The organism is Caballeronia sp. M1242, from assembly GCF_017220215.1.
Classification (GTDB): domain Bacteria; phylum Pseudomonadota; class Gammaproteobacteria; order Burkholderiales; family Burkholderiaceae; genus Caballeronia.
This window is the reverse complement of the sequence record NZ_CP071129.1, coordinates 1,179,009-1,205,133: the sequence shown is the minus strand read 5'-3', so window position 1 is coordinate 1,205,133 and position 26,125 is coordinate 1,179,009. Positions and strand designations below refer to the sequence as shown.

At 64.5% G+C, this 26,125-nt stretch carries 25 protein-coding genes; 3 read left to right on the top strand and 22 right to left on the bottom strand.

The window, feature by feature from the left end:
• Positions 1-271: 271 nt before the first annotated feature.
• The 3 genes from guaA to guaB all read right to left on the bottom strand — a co-directional run bounded on the left by guaA (position 272) and on the right by guaB (position 4,362).
• On the bottom strand, positions 272-1,855 hold the full coding sequence (gene guaA, locus JYK05_RS05560) for a glutamine-hydrolyzing GMP synthase (RefSeq protein WP_175940155.1): 1,584 nt from the start codon (positions 1,853-1,855) through the stop codon (positions 272-274).
• 160 nt (positions 1,856-2,015) lie between these two features.
• Positions 2,016-2,846 (bottom strand): hypothetical protein, encoded by an 831-nt coding sequence (locus JYK05_RS05555; RefSeq protein WP_206468042.1) that lies wholly within the window; start codon positions 2,844-2,846, stop codon positions 2,016-2,018.
• A 55-nt stretch (positions 2,847-2,901) separates the two neighbouring features.
• The gene (gene guaB / locus JYK05_RS05550) at positions 2,902-4,362 is read right to left on the bottom strand and encodes an IMP dehydrogenase (RefSeq protein WP_175940153.1); all 1,461 of its coding nucleotides are present in this window, start codon (positions 4,360-4,362) and stop codon (positions 2,902-2,904) included.
• 195 nt (positions 4,363-4,557) lie between these two features.
• Between guaB and JYK05_RS05545 the strand changes: the two genes are divergently transcribed.
• Entirely contained in the window at positions 4,558-5,532 is a 975-nt protein-coding gene (locus JYK05_RS05545) for a DMT family transporter (protein ID WP_206468041.1), read from the top strand.
• 12 nt (positions 5,533-5,544) lie between these two features.
• Here JYK05_RS05545 and JYK05_RS05540 read toward each other — a convergent pair whose 3' ends face one another.
• Both JYK05_RS05540 and JYK05_RS05535 read right to left on the bottom strand, forming a co-directional pair.
• A complete protein-coding gene (locus JYK05_RS05540; protein WP_206468040.1) occupies positions 5,545-5,874 on the bottom strand; it encodes an RnfH family protein in 330 nt (109 codons plus the stop codon).
• On the bottom strand, positions 5,871-6,308 hold the full coding sequence (locus JYK05_RS05535; RefSeq protein WP_175940150.1) for a type II toxin-antitoxin system RatA family toxin: 438 nt from the start codon (positions 6,306-6,308) through the stop codon (positions 5,871-5,873). Before JYK05_RS05535 ends, JYK05_RS05540 begins: the two co-directional genes overlap by 4 nt.
• Positions 6,309-6,439: 131 nt before the next feature.
• Between JYK05_RS05535 and smpB the strand changes: the two genes are divergently transcribed.
• Complete coding sequence (smpB, locus tag JYK05_RS05530) at positions 6,440-6,889, top strand: SsrA-binding protein SmpB (RefSeq protein ID WP_175940149.1); 450 nt, start codon at positions 6,440-6,442, stop codon at positions 6,887-6,889.
• 50 nt (positions 6,890-6,939) lie between these two features.
• Here the strand turns inward: smpB and JYK05_RS05525 are convergent, their stop codons facing one another.
• The 3 genes from JYK05_RS05525 to ppsA form a co-directional block, all read right to left on the bottom strand.
• The gene (locus JYK05_RS05525) at positions 6,940-7,866 is read right to left on the bottom strand and encodes an SPFH domain-containing protein (RefSeq protein ID WP_206468039.1); all 927 of its coding nucleotides are present in this window, start codon (positions 7,864-7,866) and stop codon (positions 6,940-6,942) included.
• 40 nt (positions 7,867-7,906) lie between these two features.
• Complete coding sequence (locus JYK05_RS05520) at positions 7,907-8,335, bottom strand: NfeD family protein (protein WP_175940147.1); 429 nt, start codon at positions 8,333-8,335, stop codon at positions 7,907-7,909.
• A gap of 93 nt (positions 8,336-8,428) precedes the next feature.
• Positions 8,429-10,846, bottom strand: a complete 2,418-nt coding sequence (gene ppsA, locus JYK05_RS05515) for a phosphoenolpyruvate synthase (RefSeq protein ID WP_206468038.1) — start codon at positions 10,844-10,846, stop codon at positions 8,429-8,431.
• Positions 10,847-11,286: 440 nt separating this feature from the next.
• Here ppsA and JYK05_RS05510 point away from each other — a divergent pair, with 440 nt between their 5' ends.
• Entirely contained in the window at positions 11,287-12,105 is an 819-nt protein-coding gene (locus tag JYK05_RS05510; protein WP_175940145.1) for a pyruvate, water dikinase regulatory protein, read from the top strand.
• A 1-nt stretch (position 12,106) separates the two neighbouring features.
• Here JYK05_RS05510 and JYK05_RS05505 read toward each other — a convergent pair whose 3' ends face one another.
• The 14 genes from JYK05_RS05505 to pyrH all read right to left on the bottom strand — a co-directional run bounded on the left by JYK05_RS05505 (position 12,107) and on the right by pyrH (position 26,009).
• A complete protein-coding gene (locus JYK05_RS05505; protein ID WP_175940144.1) occupies positions 12,107-12,883 on the bottom strand; it encodes an RNA methyltransferase in 777 nt (258 codons plus the stop codon).
• A 24-nt stretch (positions 12,884-12,907) separates the two neighbouring features.
• A complete protein-coding gene (gene rnhB / locus JYK05_RS05500) occupies positions 12,908-13,612 on the bottom strand; it encodes a ribonuclease HII (protein WP_175940143.1) in 705 nt (234 codons plus the stop codon).
• The gene (gene lpxB / locus JYK05_RS05495; RefSeq protein WP_175940142.1) at positions 13,609-14,775 is read right to left on the bottom strand and encodes a lipid-A-disaccharide synthase; all 1,167 of its coding nucleotides are present in this window, start codon (positions 14,773-14,775) and stop codon (positions 13,609-13,611) included. The genes rnhB and lpxB overlap by 4 nt, the downstream gene beginning before the upstream one ends.
• 12 nt (positions 14,776-14,787) lie before the next feature.
• Positions 14,788-15,576 carry an acyl-ACP--UDP-N-acetylglucosamine O-acyltransferase gene (gene lpxA / locus JYK05_RS05490; protein WP_206468037.1) on the bottom strand — a complete coding sequence of 263 codons (789 nt, stop codon included), beginning with the start codon at positions 15,574-15,576 and terminating at the stop codon, positions 14,788-14,790.
• A gap of 45 nt (positions 15,577-15,621) precedes the next feature.
• Entirely contained in the window at positions 15,622-16,086 is a 465-nt protein-coding gene (fabZ, locus tag JYK05_RS05485) for a 3-hydroxyacyl-ACP dehydratase FabZ (protein WP_175940140.1), read from the bottom strand.
• A gap of 119 nt (positions 16,087-16,205) precedes the next feature.
• On the bottom strand, positions 16,206-17,297 hold the full coding sequence (lpxD, locus tag JYK05_RS05480; RefSeq protein ID WP_206468223.1) for a UDP-3-O-(3-hydroxymyristoyl)glucosamine N-acyltransferase: 1,092 nt from the start codon (positions 17,295-17,297) through the stop codon (positions 16,206-16,208).
• Positions 17,298-17,327: 30 nt separating this feature from the next.
• Positions 17,328-17,867, bottom strand: a complete 540-nt coding sequence (locus JYK05_RS05475; protein ID WP_206468036.1) for an OmpH family outer membrane protein — start codon at positions 17,865-17,867, stop codon at positions 17,328-17,330.
• 73 nt (positions 17,868-17,940) lie between these two features.
• Complete coding sequence (gene bamA / locus JYK05_RS05470; RefSeq protein WP_175940138.1) at positions 17,941-20,253, bottom strand: outer membrane protein assembly factor BamA; 2,313 nt, start codon at positions 20,251-20,253, stop codon at positions 17,941-17,943.
• Between the two features lie 77 nt (positions 20,254-20,330).
• A complete protein-coding gene (gene rseP, locus JYK05_RS05465; RefSeq protein WP_206468035.1) occupies positions 20,331-21,713 on the bottom strand; it encodes an RIP metalloprotease RseP in 1,383 nt (460 codons plus the stop codon).
• A gap of 7 nt (positions 21,714-21,720) precedes the next feature.
• Entirely contained in the window at positions 21,721-22,938 is a 1,218-nt protein-coding gene (locus JYK05_RS05460) for a 1-deoxy-D-xylulose-5-phosphate reductoisomerase (protein WP_206468034.1), read from the bottom strand.
• A 19-nt stretch (positions 22,939-22,957) separates the two neighbouring features.
• The gene (locus tag JYK05_RS05455) at positions 22,958-23,770 is read right to left on the bottom strand and encodes a phosphatidate cytidylyltransferase (protein WP_206468033.1); all 813 of its coding nucleotides are present in this window, start codon (positions 23,768-23,770) and stop codon (positions 22,958-22,960) included.
• Complete coding sequence (uppS, locus tag JYK05_RS05450) at positions 23,764-24,546, bottom strand: polyprenyl diphosphate synthase (RefSeq protein ID WP_159835989.1); 783 nt, start codon at positions 24,544-24,546, stop codon at positions 23,764-23,766. The genes JYK05_RS05455 and uppS overlap by 7 nt, the downstream gene beginning before the upstream one ends.
• Before the next feature lie 84 nt (positions 24,547-24,630).
• Positions 24,631-25,191: a ribosome recycling factor gene (frr, locus tag JYK05_RS05445; protein ID WP_159835988.1), complete on the bottom strand. Its 561-nt coding sequence runs from the start codon at positions 25,189-25,191 to the stop codon at positions 24,631-24,633.
• A gap of 104 nt (positions 25,192-25,295) precedes the next feature.
• Positions 25,296-26,009: a UMP kinase gene (pyrH, locus tag JYK05_RS05440; protein WP_159835987.1), complete on the bottom strand. Its 714-nt coding sequence runs from the start codon at positions 26,007-26,009 to the stop codon at positions 25,296-25,298.
• Positions 26,010-26,125: the final 116 nt, after the last annotated feature.

Here is a 26,125-nt window from a genome sequence, read left to right as displayed (position 1 = left end):
CGATACTTGAAACGCGTTCTCGTCGAGCCAGGTATTTGACCATCACCAGCCTGTAGCGCGCCGCCGGGTCATAGTCCCCGGCAGGTCTCTTGCACACGGCCCCCGCATACCGTCAGCACTACCGTAGAATCGCGCCCGCTACACGCCGGCACGAATGGATCGACGAAAAATCCTCGTAGCTTTTGATTGGTTGCAAAAGAACCCGCAAGCGATAAACAAGCACCGATTAGTCACCGGTCGCAGCAGCCAATACTGCGACCATTTACTCCCCTCACTCCCACTCGATCGTCGCAGGCGGCTTGCCCGAGATGTCATACACCACCCGATTGATCCCGCGCACTTCGTTGATGATGCGATTGCTCACATGTCCGAGCAATTCATGCGGCAGATGCGCCCAGTGCGCGGTCATGAAGTCCATCGTCTGCACCGCGCGCAGCGCGACGACGTAATCGTAGGTCCGGCCATCGCCCATCACGCCGACGCTCTTCACCGGCAGAAACACCGCGAACGCCTGACTCGTCAGCTCGTACCACGACTTGCCGGTTTCCTTGTCGATGGTATTGCGCAGCGTCTCGATGAAAATCGCGTCCGCGCGGCGCAGCAGATCCGCAAACTCGCGCTTCACTTCGCCAAGAATCCGCACGCCGAGGCCGGGACCGGGGAACGGATGGCGATACACCATCGCGGGCGGCAGGCCCAGCTTCACGCCGAGTTCGCGCACCTCGTCCTTGAACAATTCGCGCAGCGGTTCGAGCAGCTTCAGCTTCAGCGTCTCGGGCAGCCCGCCCACGTTGTGGTGGCTCTTGATCGTATGCGTGCCCTTCTTGCCCTTGCCCGCCGATTCGATCACGTCGGGATAAATGGTGCCCTGCGCGAGCCATTTGGCGTCGGTGAGCTTGTGCGATTCGGCGTCGAACACTTCGATGAACTCCGCGCCGATGATCTTGCGCTTCGCCTCCGGATCGGTCACGCCAGCGAGCTTCTCGAGGAACGCTTCGCTCGCATCGACATGAATGACCTTCACGCCGAGATGATCCGCGAACGTCGACATCACCTGCTCGGCTTCGTTCTCGCGCAAGAGGCCGTGATCGACGAACACGCACGTCAGCTGATTGCCGATCGCGCGATGCAGGAGCGCCGCGGCCACCGACGAATCCACGCCGCCAGACAAACCGAGAATGACGTGCTCGTCGCCGACCTGCGCGCGAATCTTCGCGACGGCTTCGTCGATGTAATGGCCCATCTCCCAATCCGCCTTCGCGCCGCACAGTTCGAGCACGAAGCGGTCGAGCATCGCGCGGCCCTGCACCGTGTGCGTGACTTCCGGGTGCCACTGCACGCCGTAGAAGCGGCGGTCGTCGTCGGCCATCGCGGCGATCGGGCATGCGGGCGTCGAGGCCATCAGCTTGAAGCCGGCCGGCATGTCGGCCACCTTGTCGCCGTGGCTCATCCAGACCTTGAGCATCGACTCGCCTTCGGCGGTCCTGAAGTCTTCGATGCCTTCCAGAAAGCCCGTGTGGTTCAGCGCCTGCACTTCCGCGTAGCCGAACTCGCGCACCTTGCCGAGTTCGACCTTGCCGCCGAGCTGGTCGGCCATCGTCTGCATGCCATAGCAGATGCCGAGCACCGGCACGCCGAGATCGAACACGATCTGCGGGGCGCGCGGCGACTTCGCCTCGGTGACCGAATTCGGGCCGCCCGACAGGATGATGCCTTTCGGCGCGAACTCGCGGATGAACGTCTCGTCGACGTCGTACGGATGGATTTCCGAGTAGACGTGCGACTCGCGGATGCGCCGGGCGATCAGCTGGGTGACTTGGGAGCCGAAATCGAGAATCAGGATTTTGTCGTGCATGGCTGCGGCCAAAGGCTAAGTGAACGAATGGTGTGGGCGGCCGGTCCGGTGCTGCCGGCTCCGGCTGCCAATAAATCGACGGCCGGCGCGAAGGCCGACCGTCCTTGTGTTTGCTTGCTGCGCGCGCCGCCGCGCTCGCTTTCGCGCATCTGCGGGCGCCTCAGCGCGGCGTCCCGCTCGCCGGGTCCGGCGCCACGCGGCCCGTCAGCGGATCCACGCGCCGACCGGTCGCCGGATCGATGTCGCTGCCGATCACCGGGTCGATGCGCCTGCCGGTGGCCGGGTCGATCTCGCGGCCCGTTTGCGCATCGAGCGTGCGGCCCGTGACCGGATCGACGACGCCGGCTTCCGTGCGCGTGCGCGCAACCGGTGGCGCGGTATCGGCATCGATCGGACGCCCCGCCGGATCGACCGCGCGGCCGGTGACGGGATCGATGGCAGTCGCTTCGGGCGCGCGCGCGGCGGGACGCGTTGCCGTATCCGACGGCGGCACGACGGTCGTGGCAGGCGGGCGCGTTTCGTCGCGCTTTTGCGCCGCCTTCTTTTCCGCCCGCTCCGCCGACGCCGCGCCGGCCAGTGCCGCGCGTTCCCGCCGCCGCACCGCGCCCGCGAGCCTCACGCTGCCGAGCCCCAGCACCAGCAACACGATGCCGATCAGCGCCGCGCCGACCTGCCCGAAGCCGTCGACCTCAGGCGTGCGCAGTCCGAGGAGCCAAACCAGCACGACGATGCCCGACAGCCATTCGACATGCCCCGACGCCCTCGCGGCTGCGGCGGTCAGCGCACCGTCGATGGCCGCGTGCAGCGACAGCCACGCGAAACCGATCAGCGCGATGCCGAGCAGTTGCCCGGCGAACGCCGGTTCCACTCGCATCGCGTCGAGTTGCAGCGCGTCGTAGAGTCCTGCCCACGGCGTCAGCAGGAACAGCACGCCGAACACCAGAAAAATGAGGGCATTGACGACCAGCACGACGCGCAGCAACGGTTTCATGATCGGTCCACGAGGTTATCGGCGCAAAAGCCGGGAGACGGCGGGAGCAAGCCGGTCAGTCAACGTGATAGTTCGGGGCTTCCTTGGTGATCTGCACGTCATGCACATGGGATTCGCGCATGCCCGCCGCCGTGATCTGCACGAATTCCGCCTTGTCGTGCAGTTCCGCGATGGTGCGGCAGCCGCAATAGCCCATGCTCGCGCGCACGCCGCCGACGACCTGGAACAGGATGGCGTTGACCGAGCCCTTGTAGGCCACGCGGCCTTCGATGCCTTCCGGCACGAGCTTGTCGATGTTCGCCGAGTTGTCCTGGAAGTAGCGATCCGCCGCGCCGTCTTTCATCGCGCCGACCGAGCCCATGCCGCGGTACGCCTTGTACTGACGGCCCTGGAACAGGAACACGTCGCCCGGCGACTCTTCGGTGCCGGCCAGCATGCTGCCCATCATCACGACGTTCGCGCCTGCCGCGAGCGCCTTCGCGACATCGCCCGAGAAACGCACGCCGCCGTCCGCGATGACCGGCACGCCGCTGCCGCGCAGCGCCTCGGACACGTTCGCGATAGCCGTGATCTGCGGCACGCCGACGCCCGCGACGATACGCGTCGTGCAGATGGAGCCCGGGCCGATGCCGACCTTCACGGCGTCCGCGCCGTACTCGACGAGCGCCTTGGCTGCTGCCGCCGTCGCAATGTTGCCGCCGATCACCTGCACGCGCGGATAGTTCTGCTTGACCCAGCGCACGCGCTCCAGCACGCCCTGGCTATGTCCGTGCGCCGTGTCGACGACGATCACGTCCACGCCCGCCTGCGCCAGCAGATCGACACGCTCTTCGTTGTCCGGGCCCACGCCGACCGCCGCGCCGACGCGCAGCTTGCCGTCTTCGTCCTTGCAGGCGTCCGGGTTCTCGGTCTGCTTCGTGATGTCCTTCACGGTCATCAGCCCGCGCAGTTCGAACGCGTCGTTGACCACCAGCACGCGTTCCAGGCGATGGCTGTGCATCAGCGCCTTCGCTTCGGCGAGCGACGTGCCTTCCTTGACCGTCACGAGACGCTCGCGCGGCGTCATGATGTTGCGCACCGGTTCGTCGAGCCGCTCTTCGAAACGCAGGTCGCGGTTGGTGACGATGCCGATGAGTTGCGTGCCTTCCACCACCGGGAAGCCCGAAATGCCATGCTGCTGCGTGAGCGCGATCACGTCGCGCACGCGCATTTGCGGCGGCACGGTGATCGGGTCGCGCACGACGCCGGACTCGAAGCGCTTGACCTTCGCGACTTCGCGCGCCTGTTCCTTCGCGGTGAGATTCTTGTGAACGATGCCGATGCCGCCCATCTGCGCCATGGCGATGGCGAGCCGGCCTTCGGTGACCGTGTCCATGGCGGCGGACACGAGGGGCATATTCAGGGAGATGTTGCGAGTCAGCTGGGATTTCAGGCTGGTATCGCGCGGAAGAACGCTGGAGAACGCAGGCACGAGGAGCACGTCATCGAACGTGAGTGCTTTCTGGATCAGACGCATGGCAAATCCTATGGGCGCAAAAGCAGATTATACCGATAGTTCCCCGCATTTTCACTGCCCGAACAGCAGGTTACGGCCGATCGACGCAAAATGCGGGCCGGCGGCGGCGCGCCATGCGGTGCACGTTTGAACAAGACGCGGGCGGTGCGCCGCGCTACGCTTTCGCGTCATTCGAGTGCAAGTCGGAGTCGGTCAATGCAGCGCGGTGTCGTTTATGGAATGCTGGCGGGAGCCATCTGGGGTTTTATTTTTCTCGCGCCGCGCCTGTTGCCGGACTTTTCGCCGCTCATGCTGAGCATCGGGCGCTACGTGATGTATGGCGCCGTGTCGCTGGCCGCCGCCCTGCCGTTCGCGCGACGGCTCGCCGCAAAGCTCACGCGCGCCGATGTTATTGCGCTCGTGAAGCTCGCGCTCGTCGGCAATCTGCTCTACTACATGCTGCTCGCGAGCGCGGTGCAACTCGTGGGCGTGGCGCCGTCCTCGCTGATCGTCGGCATTCTGCCGGTGACGGTGACGCTGGCAGGCCGGCGCGATCACGGCGCGGTGGAGCTCAAGCGCCTCGCCGCGCCGCTCTTGCTGGTGCTCGCGGGCATCGCGTGCATCAATCTGGACGTGTTCAGCGACGTCTTCACGCATCACGGCGACGCGAGTGCGAGCAGCGTGCTCACGCGCCTAGCCGGGCTCGCGTGCGCAGTCGGCGCGCTGGCGTCGTGGACGTGGTATGCGGTCGTCAACGCGCGCTATCTGCAGGCGAACCGCCACTTCGACGGCAACGAGTGGTCCGTGCTGTGGGGCATCGTGACAGGCGTGCTCGGCGCGGTCCTCGGGACGGTTGTCTGGATGTTGCCCGCCGGCGTCGCGCAGGCGAGCGTGCCGGCCGCGCGCTGGCATCTGTTCTGGATCGTGTGCTTCGCGCTGGCGACGGGCGGTTCCTGGCTCGGCAACATGCTGTGGAACGCGGCGGCGAAACGCCTGCCGCTCACGCTTTCCGGGCAGATGATCGCGTTCGAAACGCTCTTCGCCCTGCTCTATGCTTTCGTCTACGACGCCCGCTGGCCGCGCGCGCCGGAGATGCTGGCTATCGTGCTGCTGCTGGCGGGCGTGAGCTGGTCGGTGCGGCAACATACCGTCGAGCCGGCGGCGGCATCGAAGGAAGCGCCCGCGCATTGATGCTGTCCTAGGTCAGCGCGAATCCTTCGACTGCCATTTGCGCCCTTCGATGGACCCCGCCTTGCGCGCCTTGTCCACGCGGCGCTGACGCGCGGTCTTCGGATCGACCTTCAGCGGCCGATAAATCTCGACGCGGTCGAAATCGGCGAGCGCCGCATCGAGCGTTTGCAGCTTGCCGAACACGCCGACCTTCTGCGTCGTCAGATCGATGTCGGGATGCGCTCTCAGCACGCCGCTTGCCTCGATGGCTTCGCGCACGGTCGCGCCATCGCGCAGATCGACCCGCGTGAGGAAGCTCTTGCCGTCCGGCAGGCCGTAGCAGACATCGATATGCAGATTCATTTTTTGCCGTACCGTTGATCCGCGCGCTTCACGAACGAATCGACGAACGTGTTCGCGATATGGCTGAACACCGGCCCGATGATCTTCTCGAGAATCAGGTTCGAGAACTCATAGTGCAGCGCGAACTCGATCTTGCACGCGTCGGCGCGCAGCGGCGTGAAGCGCCAGTAGCCCGTGAACTTCTTGAAAGGGCCACTCAGGAACTCCATATCGATGTTCGTCGGACGCTTCTGCACGTTGCGCGTCGCGAAGTGCTGCTTGATGCCCTTGAAGTTGATGTCGATCTTCGCTTCCATGCCGGTCTCGTCCTGGCGGCCGATCTCGACGCCGCCGCACCACGGCAGGAAGTTGGGGTAGTCGGCGACATCGGTGACGAGGTCGAACATTTCTTCCGCTGAATGGCGGATCAATACGGTTTTCTGGACGTCGGCCATAAGGGCGCAGCGGGTGACTGGATCGGGTGGCGGCGCGCGCGGCTTTAAGCGATGAGCTACGTCTGCCCATCGTGCGTCAAGCGGCGCGCTGCTAAAATCGTGATTTTAAACGAGTTGGGCACTTTCCATTCATGAGCATCATTGACAACAGAAAAGCCTTCTTCGATTACTTCATCGAAGAACGCTACGAGGCCGGTCTCGTGCTCGAAGGCTGGGAAGTCAAGGCGCTGCGCGAAGGCCGCGGGCAGATCAAGGAAGGCTATGTCGTGATCAAGAACGGCGAACTGTTCCTGATCGGCACGCACATCAGTCCGCTGCCCGAGGCGTCGAAGTTCGCCAACCTGGACCCGGTGCGCACGCGCAAGCTGCTCTTGCATCGCGAGCAGATCGACAAACTCATCGGCAAGGTGGAGCAGCGCGGCCATACGCTCGTGCCGCTCAACTTCCACTACAAGGAAGGCCGCGTGAAGTGCGAAATCGGTCTGGCGAAGGGCAAGAAGCTGCACGACAAGCGCGAGACCGAGAAGAAGCGCGACTGGGAACGCGAGCGCGCCCGCTTGATGCGCACCGCCGCACGCTGATCTTCGTCGTTGCATACAACAAGGGGCGCTTCGAAGCGCCCCTTCTTGCATCAACTCTTTCGGATGACGCCGCCGCCCTCGCCCTTCACGATGGCGAGCGCCGACGCGATCATCGAACTCATGTCGGACATGTTGCCCGGCACGATCAGCGTGTTGCCGGTCTTCGCAATGTTGGCGAACGCGCCGACATACTGCTCGGCGACCTTGAGGTTCACGGCGTCCATGCCGCCCGCCGACTGAATGGCGGCGCCGATCTTCTCGATGGCCTGCGCGTTCGCCTCCGCCACCGCGAGAATCGCCGACGCCTCGCCCTGCGCCTGATTGATCGCTGCCTGACGTTCGCCCTCGGACTTCTGGATGGCCGCTTCGCGCGCGCCCGACGCCAGATTGATCTGCTCCTGCTTGCGCCCTTCCGACGCCGCGATCAGCGCGCGCTTCTCGCGCTCGGCGGTGATCTGCGCCTGCATCGCGTGGAGAATCTCCTTCGGCGGCGTCAGGTCCTTGATCTCGTAGCGCAGCACCTTCACGCCCCAGTTGGACGCAGCTTCGTCGAGCGCATTCACGATGCTGTGATTGATGTACTCGCGCTCCTCGAAGGTCTTGTCGAGTTCCAGCTTGCCGATGACCGAACGCAGCGTGGTCTGCGAAAGCTGCGTGATGGCGAGCACGAAATTGCTCGAACCATACGACGCCTTCATCGGGTCGGTGACCTGAAAGTACAGCACGCCGTCCACCTGAAGCTGCGTGTTGTCGCGCGTGATGCAGACCTGGCTCGGCACGTCGAGCGGAATTTCCTTCAGCACGTGCTTGTACGCGATGCGATCGACGAACGGCAACACGATGTTCAGCCCCGGCGTGAGCGTGGCGTGATAGCGGCCGAGGCGTTCCAGCACCCACGCGTGCTGTTGCGGAACGATCTTGACCGTGTTCACCACGATCACGATTGCGATGACGAGCAGGACGACGGCGATAGTCATGTGTGACTCCTTCAGTTCTTATGCGGCGAGTGTGCGTGCTCTAGCGTTTGGCGGCGACGACGAGCCGGCTTCCGTCGAGCGCGGTGATGCGATACCAGCGCGCGCTTTCCGATTCGCCCGGCGCCAGCTCGACGTCCCACTCCGCGCCGCGGTACATCGCGCGGGCGCGGCGGTCGTGCCATTCGGCCACTTCCAGCGTCGCGCCGATGTCCAGGTTCACGGCGGCATCGCGCGAGGCGTCGCGCCGCTTCCAGCTTCCGAAGCGCGACCGGCGCAGCGCTGCGACAGCGATCAACGCGACGAGCGCCGCGACGCCCAGTTGCACGTGCAGCGCAAGCCCGACGGCGAACGCGATGCCGCCCGCGATCATCCCGAGCGCGATCATCAACAGATAGAACGTGCCGGTGAAAAGCTCGGTGACGATCAGCGCGCCGGCTGCAATCCACCAGATGAGTTCATGGGTCGCCATGCCAGTCTCCAAACAAAAACACCCCGGAAGGTCCGGGGTGTTTTTTATAGCACGCAGCGCCTTCCCGAAAGCATCCGGAAAGGCGTGACCGACTTATTTTGACAATGTGGTCGCGAGTTGCTGCCACGTGTCGATGATCGTGTCCGGGTTCAGCGACATCGACTCGATGCCCTGCTTCGCCAGCCACTCGGCGAGATCCGGATGATCCGACGGCCCCTGGCCGCAAATGCCCACGTACTTGTTCAGTCTCAGGCACGTCTCGATGGCGCGCTTGAGCATGAACTGCACGGCTTCGTCGCGCTCGTCGAAGTCGGCCGCGAGCAGTTCCATGCCGGAGTCACGGTCGAGACCGAGCGTCAACTGCGTCAGGTCGTTCGAGCCGATCGAGAAACCGTCGAAGTATTCGAGGAACTGCTCGGCGAGAATCGCATTGCTCGGCACTTCGCACATCATCACGAGCTTGAGACCGTTCACGCCGCGCTTCAGCCCGAACTTCTCGAGCAGCCCGACCACGCGCTCCGCCTGCTTCAGCGTGCGCACGAACGGCACCATGATCTCGACGTTGTCCAGACCCATCTCCTCGCGCACCTTCTTCAGCGCGATGCATTCCATGTGGAACGCCTCGGCGAAGTCTTCCGCGATGTAGCGCGACGCGCCGCGGAAACCGAGCATCGGGTTCTCTTCGTCCGGCTCGTAGCGCGAACCGCCGATCAGCTTCTTGTACTCGTTCGACTTGAAGTCCGACAGGCGCACGATGACGGGCTTCGGATAGAACGCCGCCGCGATCGTGGCGATGCCTTCGGTCAGCTTGTCGACATAGAACGCGCGCGGCGACGCATGACCACGCGCGACGCTTTCGACCGCTTTCTTGAGATCGGCGTCGACGTTCGGGTACTCCAGAATCGCCTTCGGGTGCACGCCGATGTTGTTGTTGATGATGAACTCGAGCCGCGCGAGGCCGACGCCCGCGTTCGGCAACTGCGCGAAGTCGAACGCGAGTTGCGGATTGCCGACGTTCATCATGATCTTGACCGGGATCTTCGGCAGTTCGCCGCGCTGCACTTCGGTCACTTCGGTTTCGAGCAGGCCGTCGTAGATCTTGCCTTCGTCGCCTTCCGCGCACGACACGGTGACGAGCGCGCCGTCCTTCAGCACGTCGGTCGCGTCGCCGCAGCCGACCACCGCCGGCACGCCCAGCTCACGCGCGATGATCGCCGCGTGGCAGGTGCGCCCGCCGCGATTCGTGACGATGGCCGATGCACGCTTCATCACCGGCTCCCAGTTCGGATCGGTCATGTCGGCGACGAGCACGTCGCCCGGCTGCACGCGTTCCATTTCCGACGGATCGTAGATCACGCGCACGGGACCCGCGCCGATCTTCTGGCCGATCGCGCGGCCCGTGGCGAGCACGTTCGACTGGCCCTTCAGCTTGAAGCGCATCTCGGCCTTGCCCGCCGCCTGGCTCTTCACCGTTTCAGGACGCGCCTGAAGGATGAACAGCTTGCCGTCGCGGCCGTCCTTGCCCCACTCGATGTCCATCGGACGCTGATAGTGCTTCTCGATGATGACCGCGTACTTCGCGAGCTCGATCACGTCTTCGTCGGAGATCGAGAAGCGGTTGCGCTGCTCGTGCGGCACGTCGACGGTCTTGACGCGGCCCGGTTCGCCCGGCTGCGTGAACTCCATCTTGATGAGCTTCGAGCCGATGGAACGACGGATGATCGGATATTTGCTCTGCGCGAGCGTGGTCTTGAAGACGTGGAATTCGTCCGGGTTCACCGCGCCCTGCACCACGGTTTCGCCGAGGCCGTAGCTCGACGTGATGAAGACCGTGTCCTTGAAGCCGGACTCGGTGTCGATGGTGAACATGACGCCCGCGGCGCCGACGTCCGAGCGCACCATGCGCTGCACGCCGGCCGACAGCGCGACTTCCGCGTGCGTGAAGCCCTTGTGGACGCGATACGAGATGGCGCGGTCGTTGTACAGCGACGCGAACACGTGCTTCATGCGATCGAGCACGTCTTCGATGCCGACCACGTTCAGATAGCTTTCCTGCTGCCCCGCGAACGATGCGTCGGGCAGGTCTTCGGCCGTGGCGGACGAGCGCACGGCGAACGACAGCTCTTCGGGCGAGCTCTTTTGCAGGACTTCGAATTGACGGCGGATTTCGTCTTCGAGACGCGGCTGCAGCGGCGCGTCGACGATCCACTGACGGATTTCCTTGCCGGCCTCGGCAAGCGCCTTCACGTCGTCGACGTCAAGCGTCTCGAGACGTTTGGCGATGCGCTCCGTCAGTTCGTTGTGATGGAGGAAGTCGCGGAATGCGAGCGCGGTCGTGGCGAAGCCCGTCGGCACGCTGACGCCGGCTTCGGAAAGCTGGCTGATCATTTCGCCGAGCGACGCATTCTTGCCACCGACGATTTCCACGTCGGTCATTCGCAACTGCTCGAATGGAACTACATACGCTTGATCCTTTGCGACATCGTTCGCAACATTGACTGCGTTGGTCATACAAGCCCCTAAGGTGGATGGAATTCACGATCGCACGAGTGGGCTCGCATGCGGCGGCGCTCATTGGAAGCGCCGGCGCATCTCGTACAACCTGTTTGATAAGCCTTCGCGGCGGTGAGGAACCGCACTCCGGTTTGCCGAAAATCGCGCAGTCATGCGGTGAAAACGCACGAACTACCCGTCAATTGAGGAAGATCAGGCTCAATCTCGACGCAATTGCTTATCGAACAGGTTGCCGCTATTCTACCGTGCCGATTCTCGCATTTGTCCGGGCACGGACAGTAAATCCACGGCAAAATCGAGGTCTTTCACGCCTCTTGGTGCGCCTGCGCACACGTTTGGGCCGCTCAATGTAACACACGCTCAGGCGAGGCCGCCTGACCGCGCACGCTCCGGTTCGAGCGTGCTGTTTTCAACTCGTTCCCACTGGTTCACCGCTGATGCCGCCTTCCGTATTCATCGTTTCCGACGGTACCGGGATCACCGCCGAAACGTTCGCCCATTCGATCCTCGCCCAGTTCGACCAGAAATTCCGGCTCGTGCGCGTGCCGTTCGTCGATTCCATCGACAAGGCGCATGCCACCGTCGAGAAGATCAACGAAGCCGTGTCGCTCGACGGACGCCGTCCGATCGTGTTCACGACGCTCGTGGACAGCGCATCGAACGAGATCGTCAAGCGCTGCAACGCGCTCGTGCTCGACATGTTCCAGACGTTCATCGAGCCGCTCGAACACGAACTGGAAATCAAGTCGACGCACGCGATGGGCCGCGTACACCAAAACGCCGACACCGAGGAATACAAGAACCGCATCGAGGCGATCAACTTCTCGCTCGCGCACGACGACGGCCAGTCCAACCGCAATCTGACCGAAGCGGACGTGATTCTGGTGGGCGTGTCGCGCAGCGGCAAGACGCCGACGAGCCTCTACCTCGCGATGCAATACGGCGTGAAGGCTGCAAACTATCCGCTGATTCCGGAAGACTTCGAACGAGGCAAGCTGCCGACGCCGCTTCTGGAACATCGCGACAAGATGTTCGGCCTGTCTATCGACCCGCAGCGGCTCGCGGAAATTCGCAACGAGCGGCGCCCCGGCAGCAAGTACGCCGCGCTCGAAAATTGCCGCTACGAGATCAACGAAGCCGAGAGCATGATGAAGCGCGAAGGCATCAAGTGGCTGTCCTCGACGCATAAGTCGATCGAGGAAATCGCCACGACGATCCTTCAAGAGATCAAGCCGGAGCGGCCTTCCTATTATTGATTCAGCGCTGCTGGCGGCACTGTTCGAAGAGACAGATGGCCGCCGCAGCCGCCACGTTCAGCGATTCCATGCCGCCCGGCTGCGGAATGGTCACGCGATGCGTCACGGCATCGCGCCAAACCTGCGACACGCCCGCGCCCTCGTTGCCGAACACCCACGCGACGGGCGACGACAGATCGCAATCGTAGATGGCGACGGCGCCGTGCGAATCCGTGATCGTCACCGGCACGTCGAGCCGCGCGATGAGTCCGGCCGGATCGACGTCCTCGAAGATTTCCAGCAGAAAATGCGCGCCCATACCCGAGCGCAGCACCTTCGACGACCACGCGTACGCGGTGCCCGGCGCGCAGAAGACGCGGCCGACGCCCGCCGCCGCCGCGCTGCGCAGAATCGAGCCGACATTGCCCGCGTCTTGAATGCCGTCGAGGATCACGCACGTCTCGCCGACGCGTTCGGGCAACGCCGTTTCGATCTTTTCGACGAGCAGCAACATCCCGACGCCGTGCACGACGCTCGATAGCTGTCCGAAAAGCGCATCCGGCAATACGATCACGCGCTTCTCTTCGATGCGCGCCACGATCTCGCGGGCTTCCGCATGCGCCAACGCGCCTTCGGTGACGACACACGTTTCCGGCTGGCCCGCAGTGTCCAGATAAGCAGCGGCGAGATGCAGACCTTCGAGCAGCGCGTGACCGCTGCGCCGCTGCTGCGCCGTCGAGCCGGCGAGCGCCTTCAGGCGCTTGTAGAGCGGGTTGTCCCGCGAAGTGACGGATTTCACGTTGGAATGGAACGGCAAGGCCGCTCAGAACGGATGCGCTTCGGGATCGGCATTCAGCGCGGCGGTTGCCTGAATGACCTCGGGCGCGATATCGGGCAGCACCGAGCCGAAGCGAAGATGCGCCTCGCGCACCGGCGCGAACGAACGCCGGTGATGCTCGCAAGGCCCGTGTTCGCGCAGCGCGGCAAGATGCTGCGGCGTGCCGTAGCCCGCGTGCACGTTGAAACCGTACATCGGATGCGCCTCGTGCAGTTCGCACAGCACACGGTCGCGCGTGACCTTCGCGAGAATCGACGCCGCCGAGATTTGCTTGACGAGCGCATCGCCGCCGATCACGGCTTCCGCGCGTATCGACAGCACCGGGCAGCGATTGCCGTCCACTTTCACGAGCGTCGGCGCAACCGACAAGCCTTCGACCGCCCGCTTCATTGCGAGCATCGACGCGTGAAGGATGTTGATGGTGTCGATCTCCTCGACGCTCGCCGACGCGATGCAATACGCGAGCGCGCGATCGACGATCTTCTCGTAGAGGTCCTCCCGCTTCTTGGCGGACAAGGCTTTCGAATCGTCCAGCCCGTTGATGCGCGGCTTCGCCGGATCGAAGATCACGGCGGCGGCCACGACCGGCCCCGCGAGCGGGCCGCGCCCCGCTTCGTCGACACCGCAGACGATGTCGAACGGCGAGCTGAAGTCGAGTCCGCGTTGCGCCGACCGGTTCGCAGCCTTCATTGCGGCCTCCGCGTGTCGAGCACTCGCGCCACGGCTTCGGCCGCCCGCTGCGACGTGTTCTGGCGCAGCGCGATGTGCATCTCGGTGAAAATCTCGGTCAGGGTACGGCGGTTCGCGTCGTCGTTCAACTGTTTCAGCGTGGCCTCGGCGAGGGCTTCGGGCGTCGCGAAATGCTGAAGGATCTCCGGCACGACGAAACGGCCCGCGAGAATGTTCGGCAAGCCCACGTACGGCAGGTAGCCCTGCCGCTTCATGATCTGACCCGTGAGCCAGGGCACCTTGTACGAGATGACCATCGGCTTCTTCAGGAGCGCCGCTTCGAGCGTGACCGTGCCGCTTTTCACGAGGATGGCGTCGGCGGCGGTCATCGCGGTCTGCGCGCGGCCGTCCGTAATCGTCAGCGACAGATGCGGATGCGCCTCCACCAACGGTTGCAGCAGCTCGCGCAGCGCCGGATTCGCCGCCGGCATCAGGAAGCGCACGCCCGGCTCGCGAAGCTGCATCAGCTCCATGGCGTCGAAAAACGTCGGGCCGATCAGCGCAATTTCCGAACGGCGGCTGCCCGGCAGCACTGCGATGACCGGTCCGCCTTCCGCGATGCCGAGTTCGCGCCGCGCGGCGGCAGTATCCGGTTCGAGCGGAATTTCGTCGGCGAGCGGATGGCCGACATAGCTTGCCGCAACGCCCGATTTCGCCAGCAGCGCCGTTTCGAACGGAAACACGCAGAGCATGTGATCCACGGCTTTCACGATCTTCTTGATGCGCCCGCCGCGCCATGCCCAGATCGACGGACACACGAAATGCACGGTCGGAATGCCGGCTTCGCGCAGCGGCTGTTCGAGCCCGAAGTTGAAGTCCGGCGCATCCACGCCGATGAACACCGACGGTGGATCCGCCAGCAACTGCCGCTTCAGCTCGTTGCGAATGCCGAGAATCTCGGGGATATGCCGCAGCGCCTCGACGTAGCCGCGCACGGTCAGCTTGTCCATCGGCCAGTGCGCTTCGAAGCCGGCCGCGGTCATGCGCGGGCCGCCGATGCCGCTATAGCGCGTTCCGGCCGGCAGCCGCTCCTGCAAGCCTTTGAGCAGCGAGGCCGCAAGCAGATCGCCGGACGGCTCGCCCGCGACCATCGCGATACGCGGCGCAGTGGTGATAAGCGTCATCGGATGGCGCGATCAGCGGATGATGCCGCGCTGCGACGCCGCGATGAAATCGGTGAACGCCTTGACCGGCGCGTCGCCGTCGCCGCCTGCCGCGCCCAGTTCCTTCAGTTGCGCCTTGGCTTCTTCGAGCGACAGACCGCTCTTGTAGACGATGCGGTACGCCTGGCGCAGCGCCGAAATGGCGTCCGGCGTGAAGCCGCGACGACGCAGCCCCTCGACGTTGATGCCGTGCGGTTCCGCCTTGTTGCCCGCCGCGATGACGAACGGGGGCACGTCCTGCACGAGCGCGGACGCGCCGCCGAGCATCGAATGCGCGCCGATGCGCACGAACTGATGCACGCCCGACATGCCGCCGACGATCGCGTGATCGCCCACCGTCACGTGCCCGGCCAGTTGCGCATTGCTCGACATGATGACGTGGTTGCCGAGCGTGCAGTCATGACCGACGTGCACGTACGCCATGATCCAGCAATCGTCGCCGATCGACGTCACGCCGCGGTCCTGCACGGTGCCGGTATGCAGCGTGGTGAATTCGCGAATGGTGTTGCGGTCGCCGATGACGAGACGCGTCGGCTCGTCGCGGTACTTCATGTCCTGCGGCCGCCCGCCGATGGACGCGAAATGCCCGATGCGGTTCTCGCGTCCGATGGTCGTGTGACCTTCGATCACGCTGTGCGAGCCGATTGTCGTGCCCGCGCCGATGACGACATGCGCGCCGACGACCGCGTATGGTCCGACTTCGACCGAATCGTCCAGTTGCGCGCCTGGCTCGATGATCGCGGTGGGGTGAATGATGGTCATGCGCCTCGCCTCTGTATGCTGTGTTTCTGCCGTTGTCTGCTGCGCTTAAGCGCCGGCGTCCGTGTTCTTCACGGTGCACATGAGTTCCGCCTCGGCGGCCGTCACGCCGTCCACTTCGGCGCGCGCCTTGAACTTCCAGATGCCCCGCATGTACCGCTCGAAGTTGACGTTGAGAATCAGCTGATCGCCCGGTTCCACCACGCGCTTGAAGCGCGCGCCGTCGATGCCGACGAAGTAATAGAGCGTGGTCGTCGGGTCGTGCGGCTCTTCGGCGAACGTGAGCAACGCCGCGGTTTGCGCGAGCGCCTCGAGAATGAGTACGCCGGGCATCACGGGCCGCGTCGGGAAATGTCCCTGGAAATACGGCTCGTTGATCGACACGTTCTTCAGCGCCTTGATGCTCTTGTGCGGCTCCAGTTCGAGCACGCGGTCCACGAGCAGGATCGGATACCGATGCGGCAGCAGCGTGAGGATCTTATGGATGTCGAGGTTGATTTTTTCTGTGCTCATGGTGGTTCTGCTCGCGCGCATCTCCTGCGCGGAAATTGACTGCGGGCGTCGTGCGCCCGCTTGGTGAATCTTACTGCGTTGCCGGTGCTCGCCTGCGCGCTCATCCGGCAGCCTTGCGGTTATGCTTCGTCGCCCTGCTCGCCGGCCTTCTGCTGGCTCAGTGCCGATTCCAGCGCCTTGATGCGATCGCGCAGCTTGTCCAGATTGCGCACGAGCGCGGCGCTCTTGTTCCAGTCGGCGTGGTTCACGGCCGGAAATGCGCTCGTGTACATGCCGGGCCGCGTGAGCGACTTCGAGACGCCCGACTGCGCGGTGACGATCACATGATCCGCCAGCGTCACGTGGCCCGCGATGCCCACCGCGCCGCCGATCATGCAATGCCGCCCGATGTTCGTGCTGCCCGCGATGCCCGCGCAGCCCGCGATCACCGTGTATGCGCCGATGCGGCAGTTATGGCCGATCTGCACGAGATTGTCGATCTTCACGCATTCTTCGATGACCGTATCGGCCATGGCGCCGCGGTCGATGGTCGTGTTCGCGCCGATCTCCACGTCGTCGCCGATATCGACCGCGCCGACCTGCGGAATCTTCACCCAGCTCCCCGTACGCGCCTCGCCCTCGCCGACGAAATCCGGCGCGAAGCCGAAGCCGTCCGCGCCGATCACCGCGCCCGCATGCACGATCACGCGCGCGCCGAGCTTGCAGCCATGATAGACGGTGACATTGGGATACAGATGCACGTCGTCGGCCAGGGTGACGCCCTGACCGACGGACACGCCGGCGTCCAGCCGCACGCGCTCGCCAACGACCGCGCCCGCTTCCACCGTGACGTGCGGGCCGATGACCGCGCTCGCGGCCACTTTCGCGGCCGGGTCGATCCACGCGCTCGGATGCACGCCCGGCACCGACCTCGGCGACGCCAGGTCGATAAACGCCTGCGCGACGCGGGCGAAGTAAGCGTAGGGATTCGGCGTGACGATGAAATTACTGCCTTCGCGCGGCGCGGGCAGTTTGTCGAGATCCGCGCGGGAAATCAGTACGGCGCCGGCGCGCGTCGTCTCGACTTGCGGCAAATACTTCTGGTTCGCGAGAAACGCGAGTTGCGCAGGCCCCGCCTTGTCGAGCGGCGCCAGGCCCTCGACGCGATGCGCGCCCTGGCCGACCACCTCGCCGCCAAAGCGCCTGACCAGTTCGTCGAGCGTGATCGCCATGCCTGATGCCATGCCTATGAAAACTCCTCGTCAGTTCGGGCTCGCGCCGCCGTTCTGGCTCGTCGCCGCCAGCGCCTTCAGCACCTGATCCGTGATGTCGATGCGCGGGCTCACGTACACCGCTTCCTGCACGATCAGGTCGTAGTGCTGCTGCTCGGCAATCTGCTTGATGACCTTGTTCGCGCGATCCAGCACCGCCGCCAGTTCCTCGTTGCGGCGCTGGTTCAGGTCTTCGCGGAATTCGCGCTGCTTGCGCTGGAAGTCCGCGTCGAGTTGCGCGAGATCACGTTGACGCGCGGCGCGGTCGGTGGCGGACATCGAGGCGCCGTTCTTGTCGATATTGTCCGACATCGACTTGAGCCGCTGCGCCATGTCCTGCAGCGCCTTGTCGCGCTTGGAGAATTCCTGCTCCAGCTTCGACTGAGCGGCCTTCGCCGCCGACGATTCGCGCAGGATGCGGTCCGAATTGACCGCTGCGATGCGCGCTTCCTGAGCGTCCGCTTTCGCGACGGCGCCGAGGCCGAAGACCAGAGACACAGCCAGCGCCAGCGCCGCATGTTTCGAAAGCATACCGGTTCGCAAAGTGTTCCTCACGTCACGTCGATTTGAAGGAAGTGTCCGTTCGTTCACGTCGGGCTGTCTCTTAGAAGGCCGTACCGATCTGGAACTGGAACTTCTGATATTGGTCGCCCGTGTGTTTCTGCAGCGGGAAGCCGAGGCTCAGCTTGAGCGGGCCGATCGGCGAAATCCACGCGAGACCCACGCCGTAGCCGTAACGCAGGCCGTTCGCGCCGCTCGTCGTGCCGCCCTGACCCGGATCGCCCCAGACGTTACCGGCGTCGAGGAACGTGAACACGCGCAGCGTGCGGTCGTAGCCGGTGCCCGGCAGCGGGAACGTCAGTTCGATATTGCCGACCGCCATGCGCGAGCCGCCGATCGGATCGTTCGTGGTGGCGTCGCGCGGACCCAGCGAGCTCGGCGAGTAGCCGCGCACCGAACCGATACCGCCCGCGTAGTAGTTCTTGAAGATCGGGAACGTCTGACCGTCGAGACCCTTGCCGTAACCGCCTTGCAGGTTGAAGCCGAGCACGAAGCCGCGAGCGAACGAGTAGTAGTACTGGAACTGCGCGTCGAACTTCGCGTACGTGGTGTTGCCGAGCGGCGTGCCGTATTCCGCGTTCGACTGGATGTAGTAGCCGCGGCTCGGCACGAGCGCGCTGTCGCGATTGTCGCGCGACCAGCCGACCGTGAGCGGGAAGTTGTTGACCACGCGGCCGAACTCGGCGACGTAGTTCTTGTACGACTGCGGCGTGGACGAGTCCACGTCCATCGTGTTCTGCTCGGCGCCGACGCCGAAGAACACCGTGTCCTGCTCCGAGAACGGAATGCCGAACTTCGTGTCCGCGCCCATCGTCACGATCTTGAAGCTCGAATCCGTCGAGTAGTACAGCGGCTGATACGTGCGGTAGTACGCGTCGGTGATGCGCTTGATGCCGTCGATGGTGAAGTACGGATCGACCTGCGTGACCGTGAGCGTGCGATACGTCTTGGCCGTGTTCACGTTGACGGAAAGGCTCGTGCCCGAACCGAACACGTTGTCCTGCGACACGCCCGCCGACAGCACCACCTTGTCCGTCGACGAGAAGCCCGCGCCCAGCGTGATCGCGCCGGTCGGCTTTTCGGCCACCTTGACGTCGACATCCACCTGGTCGTTCGTGCCTTCCACCGGCGTCGTGGTGACGTCCACGTCGGTGAAGTAGCCGAGACGATTCACGCGGTCCTTCGACAGCGCGAGACGGCTCGAATCGAACCACGAGCTTTCGAGCTGGCGCATTTCGCGGCGCACCACTTCGTCGCGCGTGCGCGTGTTGCCGACGATATTCACCCGGCGCACATAGACGCGGCGGCTCGGATCCACTTGCAGCGTGAGCGCGACCGTGTGATGCGCCTGATCGATTTCCGGCTGCGCATTGACCTGCGCGAACGCGTAGCCGTACTGGCCGAGCTTGTCGACGATCGCCTTGGTCGTCGCCTGCAGTTTCTCAGCCGAGAACAGCTGGCCCGGCTTGACGGTGATGAGCTTGTTCAGCTCCGCTTCGCGGTCGAGCAGATTGCCGGCGAGCTTGACGCTCGCGATCTTGTACGGCTCGCCCTCATGCACCGCGATGGTCAGGTACATGTCCTTCTTGTCGGGCGAGATCGACACCTGCGTGGAGTCGATGCTGAATTCGAGGTAGCCGTGGTTCAGGTAGTACGAACGCACGTTCTCGAGGTCGCCCGTCAGCTTTTCCTTCGCGTACAGGTCGCTCTTCGTGTACCACGAGAACCAGTTCGGCGTGGACAGCTGCATTTCGCTCAGCAACGTGCCGCTGCTGACTGCCTTGTTGCCGACGAAGTTGATCTGGCGGATCTTCGCGCTCGGACCTTCGGCCACCGAGAAGAGGATCGACACGCGGTTGCGGTCCACCGGCGTCACCGTGGTGGTGACTTCGGCCGCGTAGTAGCCGCGCGTCAGGTATTGGCGCTTCAGTTCCTGCTCGGCCTTGTCGAGCAGCGACTTGTCGTAAGAGCGGCCCTGCGACAGACCGACCGAGCGCAGCGCCTTGGTGATGGTGTCCTTGTCGAACTCGTGCAGACCGCTGAATTCGATGTTCGAAATGGCCGGCCGCTCCTGCACCTGCACGACCACCACATTGCCTTCGGTTGCGATTTGTACGTCGTTGAAGAAGCCGGTTGCATACAGCGCGCGGATCGCTTCGGAGGCCTTGTCGTCGGTGAATGTGTCGCCTTGCTTGATCGGCAGATAAGCGAATACGGAGCCCGGCTCGATGCGTTGAAGACCTTCGATCCGGATATCCTGCACGACGAACGGCGTGGTGGCGTGTGCCGCCATGCCCGTTGCGGCGAGCGCCGCGGCCACAGCCGACTTAGGAACAAAGCGATGAGGTTTGAACAACGTGCTTCCCCAGTATTTAAAGCTGCATTCGTTCCGGCGGTCGCTTCTCGAGCGCCGCCAGACATTATCAAAGTGGATCAGAAACGGATCAGGCGAGTCAGGTCGTTGAAGAGCGCGATCATCGACAGAGCGACGATGCAGACCAGCCCCGCCCGCTGCAGAACCAGCTGCCAGCGATCGGACACGGCTTTGCCGGTAACGGCTTCAACCAAATAATATAACAGATGCCCACCGTCCAGAACCGGAATCGGTAACAAGTTCAACACACCCAGGCTGATGCTGACGAGCGCCAGGAAAGACACGAACGCGGTCAAACCGAGCCGCGCGCTCTTGCCCGCGTAATCCGCGATGGTGACCGGACCGGACAGGTTTTTCAGCGACGCCTGCCCGACGATCATGCGGCCGAACATGCGCAGCGAATACACGCTGATGTCCCAGGTCCGATTGACGCCGAGCCGCAGGCTTTCGAGCGGACCGTAACGCACGTCGACGGTCGGCAACTGGTTCGCGAGCGCCGCGCCGATGCGACCGATGTCCTTGCCCGTCGCCGCATCGCGCTTCACGTCGGGCACGATCTGGACGGAGGCGCGCTTGGCATCGCTGCCCGCGCCGCGCTCGATCTGAAGCGTCACGGGCTTGCCGCCGTGCGCCTTCACGTAGTCGATGAAGCTCGTCGCGTTGTCGACGGGACGGCCGTCGATCGCGCGCAGCCGGTCGCCGGCGACGAGACCGCTCTTCTGCGCCGCGCTGCCCGGCTCCACGCCCGCGACCGTCAGCGTGCCGCCGCCCGGCGTGAAGCCGAGCTTGTCCATGAAGTCCTGTTCGGCATCCGCGTCCGTGATGCCCGCGACGTTCACCGGAAAGTCGAACGTGCCGTCGTGCGTCTTCGCCATCAGCACGACGCGCCGGTGATCGAACGACGCGTCGAGCAGCTTCCAGCGCAGGTCGGACCACGAGCGGATCGGCTCCGTTTGGCCACCTTGCGCGTCGCGCATCGACACGATCTTCTCGCCGCCCTCGAAGCCCGCGCGTGCGGCGGCCGTCGCGGGTGCGGGCGTCGACACGATTGCCTGCGGTTCGGTCACGCCGCCCGCGAACACGGCGGAGAAAAGCGCAATTGCCAGCAGAAAGTTCGCCACCGGCCCGGCGGCGACGATCGCGATGCGCTTGATGACCGGCTGCCGGTTGAATGCGCGCGGCAGGTCCTCGGACGGGATGCTGTCTTCCGTCTCGCGCTCGTCGAGCATCTTCACGTAGCCGCCGAGCGGCAGCGCCGCGATCGTCCACTCGACGCCGGTCTTCTTGCTGACCCAGCGCACGAGCGGCTTGCCAAAGCCGACCGAGAACCGCAACACCTTGACGCCGCATAGTCGCGCGACGCTGTAGTGACCGAATTCGTGGACGACGACGAGCACGCCAATCGCGACGACGAAGGCGACGATTTCGGTCAGGAAGTTCATGACGGCCTCAATGGGCGATGGGTTCCGCGCCTGGCGCGCTCACAGTGAGCTCTGCGACGAAACGGGACGCGAGACGGCGCGCGCTGGCATCGGCGGCGAGCACGTCGTCGAGCGATGCGGCGCTCGTGTTCGGCAAGGCGCTCAGCACCCGCTCGACCACGCCGCCGATCGACATGAAGCCGATGCGCCGCGCGAGAAACGCTTCGACCGCGATCTCGTTCGCCGCGTTCAACGCCGCGCTCGCGATGCCGCCGGCTTCGAGCGCGTCGATGGCGAGCGCGAGACACGGAAAGCGCGCGAAGTCGGGCTTCTCGAAAGTCAGCGACGCGATCTGCGCGAGATCCAGCGGCGCGACACCCGACTCGACGCGATCCGGGAACGCGAGCGCATGCGCGATCGGCGTGCGCATGTCCGGATTGCCGAGTTGCGCGAGCACGGAGCCGTCGGCGTACGACACCATCGAGTGAATCACGCTTTGCGGGTGAATCAGCACTTCGATGCGCGAGCCCGGAAGATCGAAGAGCCAGTGCGCTTCGATGACTTCGAGGCCCTTGTTCATCATCGTCGCGGAATCGACGGAGATCTTTCGGCCCATCGCCCAGTTCGGATGCTTGCAGGCTTCGTCGGGCGTGACGTCCACGAGCGTCGAAGGCTCGCGCGTGCGAAACGGACCGCCGGACGCCGTGAGAATAATCTTCGACACGCCGCCGTGCAGGCGCGCCTCGCTGTCCGCGCAAGGCGGCAGGCACTGGAACACGGCGTTGTGCTCGCTGTCGACCGGCAAGAGCACGGCGCCGTTGTCGCGCACGGCGTCCATGAAGATCTGGCCGGACATGACCAGCGCTTCCTTGTTCGCCAGCAGAATGCGCTTGCCGGCGCGCGCGGCCGCCAGCGTCGGCGCGAGGCCCGCCGCGCCGACGATCGCCGCGACCACGGTATCGCACTGGGCGGCGCGCGCCACGTCGACGAGCGCGTCCGGGCCGTACGTCACTTCGGTCTTGCTGCCGGCGGCGCGCAACGCCGCGGCGACGCGCGCGGCGGTTTCGGCATCGCCCACGACCGCCACTTCGGGCTGGAAACGCAGGCACTGCGCGACCAGTTTGTCGCCGTTACGGTGAGCGGTGAGCGCGTAGACCGAGAACCGGTCCGGGTGCCGCTCCACGACGTCGAGCGTGCTGTCGCCGATCGAGCCCGTGGAGCCGAGCAATGTAAGACGTTTTTGCATGAAATCTTCTCTGGCCGATCTATCCGAGCATGAGCAATGCGATCGGCAATACCGGCAACAATGCATCGATGCGGTCGAGCACGCCGCCGTGGCCCGGCAGCAGACCGCTTGAGTCCTTGACGCCGGCCTGGCGTTTCAGGAGCGATTCGAACAAATCGCCGACCACGCTGAACGCCACCAGCACGGTGAGCGCGACGAGCGCGCGCGCCCAGCCGAGATGTCCGACGAAAGCGGAGAACACGGTCGGCGCATAGACGCCGGTGGCCGCCGCCAGCGAGCCGATCACCATGACGGCCGCCCAGCCGCCGATGGCGCCTTCCCACGTCTTGCCCGGGCTGATGGACGGCGCGAGCTTGTGGCGGCCCAATGCTTTTCCGGCGAAGTATGCGCCTATGTCAGCCAGCCAGACGACTAGGAGAAGCGATAGCACGAACGCGACGCCGACGGTGCGCGCTGCGACGACCGCATGCCAGCACCCGACGAAGACAATAATTCCGGCGAAAAGCAGGAACGCGCGCCACGCGCCGCCTGCGAGAACCGGCTTGCGCAACAGCGCGTACGGTCCCGCGAGCACCCAGAAAATCGCCGCCATCTGGAAGAGCGCCTTCGGCGCGACGCCGAGGTAAGTGCTGAAAATGAGTGCGAGCCCCGCGACCAGCGCGTACGCCACGGGCCCCGCTCCGTTGAGCTTCAGCAGGCGTCCCCACTCCCACGCGGCGAACACGACGACGAAACCGATCAGCGCGCCGAATGCGCCGATCGGCGCGAACAGCGTGACCGGCACCAGAACCGCCAGCAGCACGATTGCCGTGATGACACGGGTCTTTAGCATGAAAGGGTGTCGGCCTTCTGCGATTGGGACGCGAGTTGCGCGCTGGTGCGCCCGAAGCGGCGCTCACGGCCGCCGTATGACGCGATCGCGCGGTCGAGGGCATCGGCGTCGAAATCGGGCCAGTAAGTGTCGGTGAAATAGAACTCGGTGTACGCGAGCTGCCACAGCAGGAAATTGCTGATGCGCTGCTCGCCACCCGTGCGGATGAAGAGATCCGGCTCCGGCGCGTAAGCCATGGCGAGATGCTCGGCGAAGGACTCGTCGTCCACGCGGGCGGGCGTGCCCTGTTCGAGCGATTGCGCGATGAGCTTCTTCGTCGCCTGCATGATGTCCCAGCGCCCGCCGTAATTGGCCGCGATGGTCAGCGTGAGGCGCGTGTTGCGCGCGGTCTTGGTTTCGGCGCGCTGAATCAGCGCGCGGATGCGATCATCGAACATCGCAATGTCGCCGACGACGCGCAGGCGAATGCCGTTGGCGTGCAGCTTGCCGATTTCGCGTTCCAGCGCGGTCACGAACAGGCGCATGAGGAACGACACTTCTTCCGTCGGACGACGCCAGTTTTCGGAACTGAACGCGAACAGCGTGACGAATTCGACGCCGCGCTTGGCGCAGCTTTCGACGGTCGCGCGAACCGCATCGACGCCGCGCGTATGACCGGCGACACGCGGCAGGCGCCGCTCGGTCGCCCAACGGCCGTTGCCGTCCATGATGATCGCGACGTGGCGCGGGACAGCCGCGACATCGGGCACGCGAACGGTAGAGCTGGTATAGGTCATGGCCGCTGAATCTTGTAATCGACGGGAAATGAAAAGCCAGCCTGGGTTTTTCGTCACCCGAGGCTGGCAGGACCGGTTAGGGCCTCACACCGTCATGATTTCGGCTTCTTTCGTCTGAACGAGCTTGTCGATTTCCGCCACGAATTTGTCGGTGAGCTTCTGAACGTCGTCGCTTGCGCGGCGCTCGTCGTCTTCCGAGATTTCCTTGTCTTTGACGAGCTTCTTCAGCTGCTCGTTGGCGTCGCGGCGCAGGTTGCGCACCGCGATCTTCGCCGTTTCGCCTTCGCTCTTCACGACCTTCGTGAGTTCGCGGCGGCGCTCTTCGGTGAGCGCGGGCATCGGCACGCGGATCAGATCGCCTTGCGTGGCCGGATTCAGGCCGAGATCCGATTCGCGGATCGCCTTTTCGACGACGGCGACCATCTTCTTTTCCCACGGCTGCACGCCGATCGTGCGGGCGTCGACGAGCGTCATGTTCGCCACTTGCGAGATGGGCACGTTCGAGCCGTAGTAATCAACCTGGATGTGATCCAGCAGGCCGGTGTGCGCGCGGCCCGTGCGGATCTTGGCGAGATCGGCCTTGAATGCTTCGATCGATCGCTGCATCTTCTGATCGACGCCCTTTTTGATGTCAGCCACACTCATTTGAACCTCCAAAACCTGGGTTTACTGGCGATGCGGGCGCCCGCTTCGCCCTCGCCCGGCGCGGTTCACGCCGGGGTGCGCGCGGCGCCCGATTACGCGAGAGTTTACACGTGGACGAGCGTCCCTTCGTCGTCGCCTTGCACGATGCGCTTGAGCGCGCCGGCCTTGGTGATCGAAAACACGCGGATCGGCAGTTTCTGGTCGCGGCACAGGGCGAAAGCCGTGGCGTCCATCACCTGCAGATTGCGGCCGATCGCCTCGTCGAAGCTGATCGTGCTGTAGCGCGTCGCGCTCGGGTCCTTCTTCGGGTCGGCGGAGTATACGCCATCGACCTTCGTCGCCTTCAACACCACTTCGGCGCCGACTTCCGAGCCGCGCAGCGCGGCGGCCGTATCCGTGGTGAAGAACGGATTGCCCGTGCCGGCCGCGAAAATCACGACCTTGCCTTCTTCGAGCTGGCGAATGGCGCGCGGGCGGATATACGGCTCGACCACCTGATCCATGCGCAGCGCCGACTGCACGCGCGCCTCGATGCCCGCGTGGCGCATGGCGTCCTGCAGCGCGAGTGCGTTCATCATCGTGGCGAGCATGCCCATGTAGTCGGCCGTCGCACGGTCCATGCCGGCCGCGCCGCCCGCGACGCCGCGAAAGATGTTGCCGCCGCCGATCACGACGGCCAGTTGCGTGCCCATCCGCACCACTTCAGCGACGTCCGCCACCATCCTTTCGATTGTTGCGCGATTGATGCCGAATGCATCGTCGCCCATGAGGGCTTCGCCGGAGAGTTTGAGGAGTACGCGTTTGTAGGCTGTGGGCATATGAGGTTCCGATCGCGCCGAGGAGGGTTGCAACAACGTAGAACTGTAGGGGTGAAACAATAATTACCGCAAGCGGCCCGGATCGGACTGACGGGCGCGGCATGCACGGGTTAACC

Excerpts from the sequence above, each read along its gene's own strand:
- JYK05_RS05525 (WP_206468039.1), bottom strand. The coding sequence starts at position 7,866 with ATGACTATCGCCGTCGTCCTGCTCGTCATCGCAATCGTGATCGTGGTG.
- JYK05_RS05510 (WP_175940145.1), top strand. The coding sequence starts at position 11,287 with ATGCCGCCTTCCGTATTCATCGTTTCCGACGGTACCGGGATCACCGCC.
- guaB (WP_175940153.1), bottom strand. The coding sequence starts at position 4,362 with ATGCGTCTGATCCAGAAAGCACTCACGTTCGATGACGTGCTCCTCGTG.
- fabZ (WP_175940140.1), bottom strand. The coding sequence starts at position 16,086 with ATGAGCACAGAAAAAATCAACCTCGACATCCATAAGATCCTCACGCTG.
- smpB (WP_175940149.1), top strand. The coding sequence starts at position 6,440 with ATGAGCATCATTGACAACAGAAAAGCCTTCTTCGATTACTTCATCGAA.
- rnhB (WP_175940143.1), bottom strand. The coding sequence starts at position 13,612 with ATGAAGGCTGCGAACCGGTCGGCGCAACGCGGACTCGACTTCAGCTCG.
- ppsA (WP_206468038.1), bottom strand. The coding sequence starts at position 10,846 with ATGACCAACGCAGTCAATGTTGCGAACGATGTCGCAAAGGATCAAGCG.
- JYK05_RS05460 (WP_206468034.1), bottom strand. The coding sequence starts at position 22,938 with ATGCAAAAACGTCTTACATTGCTCGGCTCCACGGGCTCGATCGGCGAC.
- JYK05_RS05455 (WP_206468033.1), bottom strand. The coding sequence starts at position 23,770 with ATGCTAAAGACCCGTGTCATCACGGCAATCGTGCTGCTGGCGGTTCTG.
- JYK05_RS05540 (WP_206468040.1), bottom strand. The coding sequence starts at position 5,874 with ATGAATCTGCATATCGATGTCTGCTACGGCCTGCCGGACGGCAAGAGC.
- JYK05_RS05545 (WP_206468041.1), top strand. The coding sequence starts at position 4,558 with ATGCAGCGCGGTGTCGTTTATGGAATGCTGGCGGGAGCCATCTGGGGT.
- guaA (WP_175940155.1), bottom strand. The coding sequence starts at position 1,855 with ATGCACGACAAAATCCTGATTCTCGATTTCGGCTCCCAAGTCACCCAG.
- frr (WP_159835988.1), bottom strand. The coding sequence starts at position 25,191 with ATGAGTGTGGCTGACATCAAAAAGGGCGTCGATCAGAAGATGCAGCGA.
- lpxB (WP_175940142.1), bottom strand. The coding sequence starts at position 14,775 with ATGACGCTTATCACCACTGCGCCGCGTATCGCGATGGTCGCGGGCGAG.
- rseP (WP_206468035.1), bottom strand. The coding sequence starts at position 21,713 with ATGAACTTCCTGACCGAAATCGTCGCCTTCGTCGTCGCGATTGGCGTG.
- JYK05_RS05520 (WP_175940147.1), bottom strand. The coding sequence starts at position 8,335 with ATGGCGACCCATGAACTCATCTGGTGGATTGCAGCCGGCGCGCTGATC.
- lpxA (WP_206468037.1), bottom strand. The coding sequence starts at position 15,576 with ATGACCATCATTCACCCCACCGCGATCATCGAGCCAGGCGCGCAACTG.
- uppS (WP_159835989.1), bottom strand. The coding sequence starts at position 24,546 with ATGACCTATACCAGCTCTACCGTTCGCGTGCCCGATGTCGCGGCTGTC.
- JYK05_RS05555 (WP_206468042.1), bottom strand. The coding sequence starts at position 2,846 with ATGAAACCGTTGCTGCGCGTCGTGCTGGTCGTCAATGCCCTCATTTTT.
- JYK05_RS05475 (WP_206468036.1), bottom strand. The coding sequence starts at position 17,867 with ATGCTTTCGAAACATGCGGCGCTGGCGCTGGCTGTGTCTCTGGTCTTC.
- lpxD (WP_206468223.1), bottom strand. The coding sequence starts at position 17,297 with ATGGCGATCACGCTCGACGAACTGGTCAGGCGCTTTGGCGGCGAGGTG.
- pyrH (WP_159835987.1), bottom strand. The coding sequence starts at position 26,009 with ATGCCCACAGCCTACAAACGCGTACTCCTCAAACTCTCCGGCGAAGCC.
- JYK05_RS05535 (WP_175940150.1), bottom strand. The coding sequence starts at position 6,308 with ATGGCCGACGTCCAGAAAACCGTATTGATCCGCCATTCAGCGGAAGAA.